General features: G+C 49.7%; 7 protein-coding genes. 6 read left to right on the top strand and 1 reads right to left on the bottom strand.

Annotation, left to right across the window (positions count from 1 at the left end; genetic code table 11):
• Positions 1 to 305: 305 nt before the first annotated feature.
• The 3 genes from MKY59_RS28080 (at position 306) to galU (ending at position 7,769) form a co-directional block, all read left to right on the top strand.
• Positions 306 to 2,819 (top strand): U32 family peptidase, encoded by a 2,514-nt coding sequence (locus MKY59_RS28080; RefSeq protein ID WP_236420875.1) that lies wholly within the window; start codon positions 306 to 308, stop codon positions 2,817 to 2,819.
• 232 nt (positions 2,820 to 3,051) lie between these two features.
• Positions 3,052 to 6,660, top strand: a complete 3,609-nt coding sequence (locus MKY59_RS28075) for a DEAD/DEAH box helicase (protein WP_339274846.1) — start codon at positions 3,052 to 3,054, stop codon at positions 6,658 to 6,660.
• A 227-nt stretch (positions 6,661 to 6,887) separates the two neighbouring features.
• Positions 6,888 to 7,769 carry a UTP--glucose-1-phosphate uridylyltransferase GalU gene (gene galU / locus MKY59_RS28070; protein WP_339274844.1) on the top strand — a complete coding sequence of 294 codons (882 nt, stop codon included), beginning with the start codon at positions 6,888 to 6,890 and terminating at the stop codon, positions 7,767 to 7,769.
• 52 nt (positions 7,770 to 7,821) lie between these two features.
• On the opposite strand, the gene MKY59_RS28065 is transcribed toward galU, so the two are convergent.
• Positions 7,822 to 10,287 carry an O-antigen ligase family protein gene (locus tag MKY59_RS28065; protein ID WP_339274842.1) on the bottom strand — a complete coding sequence of 822 codons (2,466 nt, stop codon included), beginning with the start codon at positions 10,285 to 10,287 and terminating at the stop codon, positions 7,822 to 7,824.
• 102 nt (positions 10,288 to 10,389) lie between these two features.
• Between MKY59_RS28065 and MKY59_RS28060 the strand changes: the two genes are divergently transcribed.
• The 3 genes from MKY59_RS28060 to MKY59_RS28050 are packed head-to-tail and all read left to right on the top strand — an operon-like array spanning position 10,390 to position 13,387.
• Complete coding sequence (locus MKY59_RS28060) at positions 10,390 to 11,190, top strand: ABC transporter permease (RefSeq protein ID WP_339274840.1); 801 nt, start codon at positions 10,390 to 10,392, stop codon at positions 11,188 to 11,190.
• Positions 11,191 to 11,208: 18 nt separating this feature from the next.
• Positions 11,209 to 12,489 carry an ABC transporter ATP-binding protein gene (locus MKY59_RS28055; RefSeq protein ID WP_339274838.1) on the top strand — a complete coding sequence of 427 codons (1,281 nt, stop codon included), beginning with the start codon at positions 11,209 to 11,211 and terminating at the stop codon, positions 12,487 to 12,489.
• A gap of 16 nt (positions 12,490 to 12,505) precedes the next feature.
• The gene (locus tag MKY59_RS28050; protein WP_339274836.1) at positions 12,506 to 13,387 is read left to right on the top strand and encodes a class I SAM-dependent methyltransferase; all 882 of its coding nucleotides are present in this window, start codon (positions 12,506 to 12,508) and stop codon (positions 13,385 to 13,387) included.
• Positions 13,388 to 13,395: the final 8 nt, after the last annotated feature.

The following is a 13,395-nucleotide window of genomic DNA, read 5'->3' as shown; positions in this document are numbered from 1 at the left end:
GAGGGCCATGGGACCTTCCGTTTTTTCATATACGAGGACATGTGATGACTACCAATTTGCAGTTGAAATGATATGGAAAAGTTTGCAGTAACAATATACGGATTTTTCAGGAAAACGTAGATGTGGCAAGACAGAAGTGATACACTATACTAGTTCAGGAGTTATGACTGCTGATCGACCGGAAATGGATGACTGCGCACCCGAATATCGGGCAATACAGTCATAATGTATAGATATATAAGAGTCGCCAAGACGGAAGGTTGGGCAAGAAATCCGATCCAAGGATCGGTGACGGGGAGGAAACAATGACAACAACAGCAATTCGAAGAGAGGACGTTGAGCTTCTGGCACCTGCAGGGGACTGGGATTGCATGCGTTCGGCGGTAGCCAACGGAGCGGATGCGATTTTTTTCGGCGTCGAAAAATTCAATGCGCGTGCGCGCGCGAACAATTTCCGCATGGACGAGCTGCCGGAAATTATGGCGTTTTTGCACAGCTATGGCGTGAAAGGTTTTTTGACCTTTAACATATTGATTTTTGAAAATGAGCTGGAGGACGCGAAGGAACTGATCGACGCTTGCGTGGATGCAGGCGTGGATGCGGTCATCGTGCAGGATTTGGGATTGGTGAAGCTGATCCGCGAAATTTCGCCGGACTTCCCGATTCACGGTTCCACTCAAATGACGATTACGTCGCCGGAAGCGGTAGAGTTCACAAAGCCGTTTGACATGGAGCGAGTTGTGCTTGGCCGGGAAAATAACTTGAAGCAGATCCAAAAGATCGGTGAGCAGGCGAAACTGCCGATGGAAGTATTTGTCCATGGCGCGTTGTGCGTCTCCTATTCGGGACAGTGCCTGACCTCGGAAATGTGGGGCGGACGTTCGGCGAACCGCGGAGAATGCGCTCAGGCTTGCCGTTTGCCGTATGACTTAATGGTGGATGGCGAACACAAACCGATGGGCGATGTGGCGTATCTTCTGTCGCCGAAGGATTTGGCCGCGATTGACCTGATGCCGGAATTGATCGAAGCGGGCGTGACGTCCTTCAAAATCGAAGGCCGCCTCAAAACGCCGGAATACGTGGCAAACGTGGTCAGCAAATACCGCAAGGCGATCGACCGTTATTTCGACGGCGACGATACCCGTCCAAGCAAGGAAGAGGTTCGCGAACTGCAGCAGAGCTTCTCGCGCGGTTTTACGCACGGTTTCCTGGAAGGCACGAACAACAAAAAACTGGTGGACGGCACGTTCCCGAAAAGCCGCGGCGTCTATCTGGGGCGTGTGGATCAAGTGCTGCGCGACGGCGTCGTCGTCAAATTGGATGCACCCGTTAAACGTGGGGACGGCATTGTGTTCGATGCCGGCGACCCGACGAAAAAAGAAGAGGGTGGACGCGTCTACGACGTTCGCCGCAAAGGCGTCAAACTCGAAGGCGAAGGCCAAGAGGGCTGGATCGTGGACATCGTGCCCGGCCGCAGCGACGTCGACCTGCGTCGCGTGAAAGTGGGCGACAAGGTATGGAAAACGAATGACCCTGCGCTGGACAAACGTCTGCGCCAGACCTTCGAGACCGACAAACCTTACCGCGTCTTCCCGGTACACGTCAAAGTCATCGGCAGCCCGGGGCAGCCGCTCAGCACATGGTGGACCGACGTGCAGAAAGGCACGACGGTGCGCGTCGATTCGGAGATGGAGCTGGACATCGCGCAGAAGCGCCCGATGACGCATGAGCTGCTCGAAGAGCAGTTTGGCCGTCTCGGCGGTACCGTGTTCCAGCTGGAAGAGCTGGACGTCAACCTGCACGGTGACGTCATCATCCCGATGCGCGAGCTGAACAACATTCGCCGTCAGGCGGTAGAACAGCTCGCGGGCGAGCGCCCGAAACCGCCCGTCTACGTGAAACGGGCGGTGGACGTGTACGGCGATGCGGCCGTGCCCGCAACGCCGGTGGCGCGCGGTCAAGCCGAGCTGACCGCGCTGTGCCGCAGCCTGCCGCAAGTGGAGGCAGCGCTCGAGGCCGGCGTCGGCATGATCTACGCCGACTTCGAGTTCATCAAGCAGTTCCCGGCAGCGGTGGAGGCCGTGCGTGCCGCAGGCCGCAAAATCGCGCTGGCGACGCCGCGCATCCATATGCCTGGCGAGAACGGCTACCATGCCAACATTTTGCGCTTGCAGCCGGATGCCGTGCTGGTGCGCAACACCGGAGCGCTCTACTACTACCTGCGCCACCGGATGGAGAACCCGGATGCGAAGCATCCGCAGCTGATCGGCGACTTCTCCCTGAACATCGCCAATCACAAAGCGGTTGAATTGTTCCTGGAAGCAGGCTGCGACTGGGTGACGCCATCTTACGACCTGAACATTCAACAAATGGTGGACCTGCTCCGACGCGCACGTACGGACCGCACCGAAGTGGTCATTCACCAGCATTTGCCGATGTTCCACACAGAGCACTGCGTGTACTGCACATTTATGAGCGAAGGCACGGACTACACGAACTGCGGTCGTCCTTGCGAAGAGCATCGCGCTTCCTTACAGGACCGGATTGGCATGTCCCACCCGGTGCGTGTGGACGAAGGCTGCCGCAACACGGTGTACAATGCGGTAGAGCAGTCCGGCGCAGAATACCTGACCAACTTCATGGATCTGGGCGTGTCCCGTTACCGCGTGGAGTTCCTGGAAGAAACGCCGGAGCAGGTGCGTGAGGTTATCGATCTGTACAACCGTGCATTGCGCGGCGAAATTAGCGGCACGCAAGTATGGAAAACGCTGAAAGCGACCAACCAGCTTGGCGTTACCCGCGGTCAGCTGGTGAAATAACAAAAACAGCGCCATGCATGAATGAAGAACGAGGAACGAAGAACGAAGAACGGACCCCAATCTCTGCTTGAAGGAGCTCTTGGGGTCTTTTTCATAAACGGAGCGGGTAGAGGACCCGCCAATAGAAACATTCAAGAAACGCGGGCGGCCGATAACGAACAGACGAACGAATCTGTTGATAATACGTTGCTGGCGGAGTATGGAGATTGATTTGCAAGGAGGAGGGGGATACGTGGCGCCATTCTCAATGATGGACATCAAATTGCTGTGCGGTGTCACGGCATTTAAACGAGGGGATGACTACCATAAGTCAGGACGTGTGACCAATCTAGTTGTTAGCGAGGATGAGCAGCATTATGACGCGATCGTGCGAGGAACCAAGCGATACAAGGTGAAGATCGATCTAGACGAGGCGGGAGAGATCGAGGCGTTTTGCGATTGTCCTGCCTACGGGACGTATTACGACTATTGCAAGCACGTGGCCGCCGTCCTCTTGACCATTCACGAGCGCTGGGAACAGGCAAAACCTGCCGCCCAGAAGACCCGGGGGGAAAGCGATGCGCACAGTGAGCGGCCGGCGACTTCGGTTGGCGTTTCTGCAGGAACTTCATCTTCGAAGGCAGGAGGAGAAGGCTCATCCCGCATGGGGACTTTGGTAGAGGAAAACGCATGGGAGCGCCCCCATGCATCTCTTCCTTCTTCATTGGCGCAGGCGGGCCGTCCAAGCTCGGCGCCCGGCTGGGGGAGGTCCGCAGACAAACCCTCCTATCGTACGGCGGACGAAATTTTGTCGCTCTTTGCGAGGGAACGAAATCCCATGCACGGATTGGAACGAAGCATGGCAGCTCCGGAACTGCGCTCCCCGTTCCAGGAAGAACTGCAGGTCCAATTCATTTGCAAGTTGGCACAGGTCCGCAAAGGAGAGGCCAAACTGGCGCTGGAACTCAAGGTAGGCGAAAAACGTCTGTACGTCGTTCCAAAGGTCAAGCAGTTTCTGAACAGCGTCGAAAAGGGTGTATCGATGCTGTTTACCAAACATTTTGCCTATGATCCGTCCCGTCACTATTTCAGTCCGCGCAACCAAGAGATTCTATCGATGCTGATTCGCATGCGCCACAGCGAAGAAGCTTACCGGGAATCGATATCGGGTTACCTTGGTGCTTCGGATAGCCGGGACATCCTGATTGCGCCGCTGGTATGGAAACCGCTGCTCGATCTGTTACTCCAGGCGGACAGCCGAATGGAAGGGACCGGATTCGTGAACGGTCCGCTTGCGCTGGGACAGGGGGTGCTGCCCTTGTACTATCGGATCGCCGAAGGCAAGCAGGAAGGGTATCAGCTTGAAGTGTCGGGATTGCGCGAGGTATTGCTTCTTCCGGCATACGGTGCCGCAGTCGTAGAAGGCGAGCTGCACATGCTGGGTCCGACACAGATGCGAAGTCTGGAAGATTTGGTGGGTGCACTTACGTCCTACGGCATCAAGGAGAGCATTGATATCTCGGAACATCAGGTGAACGAGTTCGTGCAGCATGTGGTGCCTGAATTACGGATGCTCGGCCATCTTTCCATCGATGCCAAAGTTCGGGAACAGATCGTGGAGCCGACGCTCACGCCGAAGCTGTACCTTGATTTCTATCGGGAACGGATTACGGCCCGCCTCGAATTCGATTACGAAGTGATGGTCATCAATCCACTCGCGGAATATTTGATCGAAGAAGAGGAAGAAAAAGTGATTCTGATCCGTGACCGCCGCCGTGAGCAGCATTTGATCGACGCGTTGGATGCGTCTTTGCTTGAGCGGGAGGGCAGCGTCTGGGTGAGCGAGCAGGAGGATGCCATTTATAACGTCCTGTATATCCTGGTGCCTGAACTCGAAAAATACGCCGATGTTTATGTGCCGAACGCAGTCAAAGCGATGATGCCCGCCGCACAGATTCATCCGAAAGTTCGGGTCGATCTCGGCAAGGGGTTGGACTGGCTCGAAATTTCCTTCGAGATGGACGGATTGGATGAACTGGAGATTCAGGAGCTGATGCGTAACATCGTTGAAAAGAAAGCCTATATGCGCTTGCGTGACGGCACGTTTATCTCGCTTGAAAATGAAGGCATGCACAGCTTTGCCCGCGTGGCGGACTCGCTCGGGTTGGAGCCTGGCGATATTCGCGGCAGCCACATTCAGCTGCCGGCTGTCCGGGCCTTGCAGCTTCCGGGCCGGGACGAGGTATCCGGCCATGTGAAGTGGGGCGGTGCCATCCGGCGCTTCCTTGCCGATCTGCGCGACCCGGACCGGATGGACTTCGCGCTGCCAGGCACTCTGTCCTCCGTGCTGCGCGATTATCAGGCCAGCGGGTACCAGTGGCTGCGTACGCTCGCGTTTTACCGCTTTGGCGGCATTTTGGCCGATGACATGGGGCTTGGCAAAACGCTGCAAAGCATCGCGTACATTACGGCCGAGTTGGCTGAGGAGGCTGAGAAACGGCAGGATTCCGGGTACAATCCGGAGGTGGAGGCTTTATGGCATGCTGAAGGAACTGTTGCGGATGGAGGCGAGGAGGGTGCTTCGGCACACGGAAACCCTTCCGGCGATGAACTGAATCGCGAGTTAGGAAATTTGCATGGAATCACAAGTCATCCTCCAGTGCTCGTCGTTGCGCCGGCATCGCTAACGTATAACTGGGCCCATGAATTTGCGCGTTTTGCGCCCCATCTGAACGTGCTTGTCGCGGCCGGGCAGAAGGAGGAACGCGCCTCGATGCTGGCGGATATGGGGCATGCTGACGTCGTCATTACGTCGTATCCGCTGCTTCGCCGCGATCTGGATACGTATTTGGGCAGGGCGTTCCATACGCTCATCCTGGATGAGGCGCAGGCGATCAAAAACTCCTCTTCCCAGACGGCTCGGGCCGTGAAGCAAATCCAGGCTCCGCGCCGGTTTGCCCTGACGGGAACGCCGGTCGAAAATTCGCTGGACGAGTTGTGGTCCATTTTCGAGGCCATATTCCCGGGACTGTTCCCCAGCTATCGCCGCTTCCGCGATCTTCAGGCAGAGCGCATCGCCCGCATGGTTCGTCCATTTATCATGCGCCGCCTGAAGAAAGACGTGCTCGAAGAACTGCCGGACCGCATCGAAACGGTGCATCGTTCGGAGTTGAACCAGGAGCAGAAGAAGCTGTACGCGGCTTATCTGTCCCAACTGCAGGACGAAACGTCCCGCGATTTGCAAGAAGGCGGTTTCCAGCAGCATCGTATCAAAATTTTGGCAGGCATTACCCGCTTGCGCCAGTTGTGCTGCCACCCGGCTCTGTTTGTGGAAGACTACCGGGGCGAGTCGGGCAAAATGGAACAACTGCTGGACATCGTGGAGGACGCCATGGCTTCAGGCAGGCGCATGCTGATTTTCTCCCAGTTTGCGAGCATGCTCGCCATGATTCGCCAGACGCTGCTTGCACAGGGGCATGGCTTGTTCTATCTCGATGGGCAAACGCCTGCTAAAGACCGGGTGGACATGTGCCGACGTTTCAACGAGGGAGAAGGCGACTTGTTTTTGATTTCCTTGAAGGCAGGCGGAACTGGCCTCAACCTCACGGGTGCGGATACGGTCATTTTATACGATCTGTGGTGGAATCCCGCCGTGGAGGAGCAGGCGATCGGACGTGCCCATCGGATGGGGCAAAAGCAGGTTGTGCAGGTTATCCGCCTTGTGTCGGAAGGAACGATCGAAGAGAAGATTCTGGAGCTGCAGCAGCGCAAAAAAGATCTGATCGCCGAAGTGATTGAGCCGGGAGACGGAGGGGCCACCGCCCTTTCCGAGCAGGATATCCGGGAGCTGTTGATGGTGTAACAAGACATGAGGGTGATGCAGTGGAGCAATTCCGGCATCGCCCTTTTCGTGGTACCATGAGAAGCAATATAATTTGTGTATCGTTGTTACAGTGCCTAAAAAACCATGGTATACTTGGGTTCACTTAGCCATTTTGTGTTAATGAAGTGTACAGTATTGACTGGATTACTCTTCGAATTCATCGTATATTTCGACTGTTTGAACTTTGAAAAGGGGCCATGATTTTCATGAAAATCCGTAAAGCGATTATTCCTGCGGCTGGGCTGGGGACACGTTTTCTGCCTGCCACCAAAGCGATGCCAAAGGAAATGCTGCCGATCGTTGACAAGCCGACGATTCAGTACATCATCGAGGAGGCCGTCGCCTCTGGAATAGAAGACATTATCATCGTGACTGGCAAGGGGAAACGTGCGATCGAAGACCACTTCGATTACTCCTTCGAGCTGGAACAGAATTTAGCTGACAAACAAAAGTGGGACCTGCTCAGCGAAGTTCGCAAACCATCCGAGATGGCGGACATTCATTATATCCGGCAAAAGGAACCCAAGGGACTGGGACATGCCATCTGGTGTGCACGGAAATTTATTGGAGACGAACCGTTTGCCGTACTTCTCGGGGACGATATTGTTGAAGCCAATACGCCGTGTCTGCAGCAGATGATGGAGGTGTATGACGAGTTGCAATCACCCATTGTCGGCGTGCAGCCCGTCGATTGGAGCGAAGTGTCCAGATACGGAATCGTGGACGGCGAAGTCGTCTCCCGTACCGATGAACGCGTGTTCCGAGCGCGCCGCCTGATTGAGAAGCCGAGCACGGAACAGTCGCCATCCAACCTGGCCATTATGGGACGTTATATTTTGACACCTGATATCTTTGAGATTCTTGGACAGCAGTCTGCTGGTGTCGGAGGGGAAATTCAGCTAACCGATGCATTGTCCCGATTGAATGAGCGGAGAGAGATACTGGCATATCATTTTGAGGGGCTTCGCCATGACGTCGGCGAGAAACTTGGCTTTATCGAAACGACGATTCATTATGCGCTTCAGCATGACGATCTGCGAGAGGATTTGTTGAAATATTTGAGGGAAGTGGTGGAGTCGGAGCGCTAGATCAAACAGCCCATGAGTGGACGTATATATCCATTCATGGGCTGTTTGTCATTTAGAAGTTCATTTCGGCAATGCGCTTGATCTGTTCAGCTTCGTCAGGAGAATCCGCAACGAATTTGTCGTATAATGCCTGATCCTGCTGCCCTGTTTTACTCAAGGCGCCGAGGTACCATCTCACAATCTCGCGGTTGGTTGCATCGGATAAATCCTCTGCAATTCCACTTTTCAGGATGGCAGCCGCACCTGCTGCATCATTGGTCATATACTTTATTTTTCCTGCATTCAGGATCATCGTTGGAGTCAGCTCAAACGGCTCACCCTGCTGCTGTCCTTCAGGCAGCGTCTTCAGGTGTTCCACACCATCCACCACATGCTGATAAGCATTCAGGCCTGCGGTGAAATAGGCTTCTTTGCTGGCAGCGTCCCCTTGTCCCAAAGCCTGGTACCCGAGATCAAACGAACGGTTGATCAGTTTCTCGTACCATGCCATGTCCCAGACATAGTTGGCTGCGTATTCCTTTTGCAGGGCAAAGGCTTGCTCATTCTCGCCCTTCAGTTCGTACAGCTCGATCAGCCTGGTTACCATGCTTTTGTTGTACGGTTCGGACTGAAGCCCTTTTTGAAGAAGGCCTACGGCTGCGGTGTAGAACTGATCATCCTGAGTTTGCTGGAACCCTTGCTGATAGAGGGAAGACAGTAATAACACCGAGTCGGAATGCGTACCGCGAATCGACAGGTCTTTATCCAGCGGTGCTTTAATTTCCCCAAAGTCTTGACTGGTTTGGGCTACTTCTTTTGCTTCATAAGCATAGTGATTGGCCTGCAGGAAACGCACGGACACAATCAATAATACAATAACGGATATTCCGGCAATAACGGTATAGCTTCCCCGTGCAGAGGAATCGCTGAGCTTGAATCGTGCAAGCGAACGAGGTTCCATTGCAGCGGCCATCCCGCCAAGTCCAAGGAAGACGAGCATGCCGATCAAGACATAACTCATATTGAAATCGAGAACGCTCAGCACCAGAATCGACATGGTCAAAATGAAGTAGACAAAATGTGATTCCCGTTCTTCCTCGTTTCTTCGGTTATAACTTCGTACGAATTGATAGAAGATGTAAAGTATAAACGACATAAAAACAAGGAATCCTATCAATCCGACTTCAACCAGATACTGCATGAAGAAGTTATGTGCCTGCGCACTGACGTAAGGGTTGTTCTGGTATTTTACATACAAGGATCCCCATGCCCCACCACCGGCACCAATAATCGGGTAATCGGCAAACAGTTTGGAGGCATCCTTGTAAAAAGTAATCCGTTCCAGCACACTGTGCTGTTGGAAATTGATGTTCTCCAGCCGGGTGCTGATGCTGTCCGGCAGGATGTTGCGTACGCTGGTGCCCAGAAGCAGCCCCGCTAGGATCGCAGTGAGCACAATGGAGCCCAGCGGGATCCAGAGGCTGGAACCTTTGCGTTCTGCCCAGGAATGAAGTTTACCTTCCAGTCGCGGCGCAATCCAGCGTTGAACAGCCCAGCATAACGCGGCAACGACAATCGAGGCCGCGATCAGGTAACCCCAGCCTTTGGCTGCAAGAGCGCTTGTGAATGTCTGCTGAAGCTCAAGCCCGGCCGTATTGACCGGATTCAAAATGGCAATCGTGCCAATCCCCGCGATGGCAAGATGGATGAACCAAAGAATCTGCTTTGCAGGTCTGAGCAGCAGAAGAAGGATAACAAAGACGATCGGCATCATGACGAGCCCTGTCCGCGAAAGGGTCAGCAGCAGCGACAGAATCACCGGCACCAGCATGAAACCGTGCAGAAGCTGGACATATGCTTTTTTGGAACGAATCATGCTGAATATGCCTATGAACAGAAAGGCCATCAGGAATGCTGCATATGTATTCGGATACTGGAATACGGAAGCAAGCCGCGGACCATTGGAATCGTTCCAGATGGCCTGGTTGTATACTCCATTGACTACGCCTGCAGAGAACCAACCAACCAACTTACCTGCGAAGCTGAATGCACCAAGCCAGTTCAACAAACCAAAGCCGACAATTATATATGCAATTCCTATTAAGGAAGATTGTATGATATGATTGATTTGTTTGTTCTGAAACAGATACATGGTCATGACGAACAGCATGGCGTAGATGCATTGGATCAAGATCATGTTGACTGCCAAATATTGCGATGCGGCACTAATCAGTGACAGTACATAGGTAAGCGGCAGCAGAATGACGGCGATCTTGAGCCAATCCCGCTGGGTCTCCAGCTTTATGCTTTTGTAGTAGACTACAGCCCAGATGATGAAAAGGAGGATTGTAATCGCTAATGCCCAATAAATGGGGCTTTCGTATTGCAGAGTTTGACCATTAAATAACGCAACTTGAAACGATGACCAGAGTAAAAATAAGATAAGCCCTATGGTCAATGTCCATAGAAGCGGTGAAGCCGAACTCGTAGAGAGTTTGCTCGACGTCTTCTTGGGTTTCCCGTATACTGGATTCGACAAGGTTTGAGTCTCCTTTGCTTGTAGATACGACATTATTTTAGCATAGGCGTGTAATCACCGCTACTTCCTAGATTGTGTTAAATTTATAGAAATGAGGTTCATATGTGGATGTTCTCTAAAAGGAATGTAGAATTTAATGCGAAATATCGATTTATTTTTGAACTGACAAAGAAAGATTTTAAAACAAGATACGTTGGATCTTTTTTAGGAGTACTGTGGGCTTTTATCCAACCAATGATTCAAATTGTGATTTTTTGGTTCGTTTTTCAGGTCGGATTTAAGTCTACACCCATAGACAACTTTCCATTTATACTATGGCTAATTTCAGCCATGATTCCGTGGTTCTTCATTTCCGATTCTATACAGGGTGCAACTACATCAATTATAGATAATAGTTATTTAGTAAAGAAAGTCGTCTTTAAAGTAAGTTTCTTACCTATCATTAAGATCTATTCGGCTTTATGGGTTCATCTGTTCTTTGTTGCAGTCATTTTTTTGATGTTTGCTATCTACGGATACTTCCCGGATTTATATAATATCCAGATCGTATACTATATTTTTTGTATATCAGCCTTAGTTTTGGGTGTTTCGTGGATTACGTCGTCTTTGATCATATTCTTTAAAGACATGGGGCAAATTGTATCGACCGTACTTCAATTTGGATTTTGGCTAACACCTATATTTTATTCAGTAGACATTATCCCTCAAAAATATATTTTTCTTATGAAAATCAATCCTGCATTCTATATTATTCAGGGCTACAGAGATACTTTCATTTATAAGAAGTGGTTCTGGGAGCATCCGATGTTAACGCTCAACTTCTGGCTCTGTACTATAGCGATACTAATTATAGGCAGGATCATGTTTAAGAAACTTCGTCCGCATTTTGCAGACGTACTTTAATAAGGAGAATGGACAAGGATGAATTCGGATATTGCAATTAAAGTCGAGGGCTTAACAAAGACTTATAAAATATATGAGAAACCTGTCGATCGTTTGAAAGAAAGCTTAAATCCTTTTAAAAATAGTTACCATCGTGATTTCAATGCATTAAATCGGGTATCTTTTGAACTTAAAAAGGGAGATGCGCTGGCTATAATTGGAAAGAACGGTTCGGGGAAATCAACGCTTCTAAAGATTATAACGGGAGTTCTTACACCTAGTAGCGGAAGCGTTACAGTAAACGGGAAAATATCTGCCTTGTTAGAACTTGGAGCGGGATTTAATCCGGAGTATACGGGCTTAGAAAATATATATTTAAATGGAACAATAATGGGCCTCTCTAAAGAGCAAGTAGATGAGAGAATTGAGGATATTTTAAATTTTGCTGATATAGGTGAATTTATTACACAACCCGTCAAGTCATACTCTAGTGGCATGTTTGCCCGACTTGCATTCGCTGTAGCCATTAATGTTGACCCAGATATATTAATCGTTGATGAAGCCCTATCTGTGGGAGATATTCATTTCCAGGCTAAATGTTACAGAAAATTTGACGAGTTCAAGGAAAACGGAAAGACGATCTTATTTGTGTCTCACTCCCTGGATAGCGTAATTCGATACTGTAACACCGCGATATTGCTTAATGAGGGTGAACTCATAGATCAGGGCTCTCCCAAAGAGATGGTTGATGTTTATAAAAGAATACTTACAAAAAGCTTTTCGACTACTACTCCTTCTGAACCTGAATATCAAATGAATGCTGGAATAAAGGAGACCAGTACGAACTGGAAACTTGAAATGGATGTTCATCCGGACTTTTTGGAGTATGGTGACAAGAGAGCTGAAATTATCGATTTCGGAATGTTTGATCAGTTAAATAAATTAAATCATTCTTTTCAGAGCGATGAAGTGACAACCTTTAGAATCAGGGTTCGCTTTCACTCTACTGTATCCAATCCTATTTTTGCTTTTGTTGTTAAGGATATTAAAGGTATGGAGATTGCTGGAACGAACACGTGGTATAGTGGAGAATTTACGGGTGATTTTAAGTCGGGTGATGAAGTAGTGGTTTCTTTCTCGCATCAATTGAATCTACAAGGTGGTACTTATACCTTATCGTTCGGTTGTACGGGTTATGAAAATGACGAACTGGTAGTGTTTCACCGATTATACGATGTTATTTTTTTTAGAGTTGTATTATTGAAATCTATTGTTGGAATAACGGATTTAAATACTAAAATACAATTAGATCGGTTATAGAAAAGGGGAATAAACTTTGAAACTCAACTTAAATTACTATAATGGGGAAGACCTGTATAGTGATGGAGAGGTAGAAGATGAACTGCTCCAAATCACTGAAAATCATAAGTCTTTTCATCACATTCTTAAAACCAACACTAGTTGGCCTATCTTGTACCACTTATCTCCACTTAGAGCCAACCTGCTTGAATGGTATCCATTTGAAGAGACAGCTACCTTATTGGAGATCGGTGCAGGATGTGGAGCACTAACCGGACTTTTCAGTAATAAGGTAAGTAAAGTGACTGCTGTAGAGCTTTCCAAAAAAAGAGCGGAAATTCTTGCGAGAAGGCATGAGGATCGCGAGAATATAGAGGTATTGGTTGGCAATTTTGAAGATATGCAGTTCAGTCATAAATTCGATTACATTACACTAATTGGAGTTCTGGAGTACTCCGGTAAATTTGGGGGAGGATCGTCGCCATATCTGGATTTTTTGAAGAAGGCCAAGTCAATGCTTGCTCCTGATGGCACGCTTATTGTGGCTATTGAAAACAAATATGGATTGAAATATTGGGCTGGAGCTCTTGAAGACCATACAGGACGTTTGTTTGATAGTATTGAGCATTATTTGGGAAATGACGATGTACGGACCTTCGGCAAAAAAGAAATTGAAGAGTTGTTAAATGGAGCAGGATTTTCAAATAATGAATTTTATTATCCAATGCCGGATTATAAATTGCCGTCTCAAATATTTTCGGATGATTATTTACCCAAGCCGGGCGATCTTAAACTTTCTCCAAACTTTGACCGTGATCGATTACTTTTGTTTAACGAGAAAATAACCTTTGATAATATAATTCAGAATGAGATGTTCCCTTTTTTTTCCAACTCATTTCTGATATTTTCAAAAGAATGAGGGGATTG

Origin of the sequence: Paenibacillus sp. FSL W8-0426, from assembly GCF_037969725.1 — a bacterium.
Classification (GTDB): domain Bacteria; phylum Bacillota; class Bacilli; order Paenibacillales; family Paenibacillaceae; genus Paenibacillus; species Paenibacillus hubeiensis.
This window is presented reverse-complemented; position numbering and strand designations above follow the sequence as displayed.

What these genes read in the sequence shown, in the direction of transcription:
- MKY59_RS28055 (WP_339274838.1), top strand. Translation starts at nt 11,209, where the DNA reads ATGAATTCGGATATTGCAATTAAAGTCGAGGGCTTAACAAAGACTTAT.
- MKY59_RS28080 (WP_236420875.1), top strand. Translation starts at nt 306, where the DNA reads ATGACAACAACAGCAATTCGAAGAGAGGACGTTGAGCTTCTGGCACCT.
- MKY59_RS28060 (WP_339274840.1), top strand. Translation starts at nt 10,390, where the DNA reads ATGTGGATGTTCTCTAAAAGGAATGTAGAATTTAATGCGAAATATCGA.
- galU (WP_339274844.1), top strand. Translation starts at nt 6,888, where the DNA reads ATGAAAATCCGTAAAGCGATTATTCCTGCGGCTGGGCTGGGGACACGT.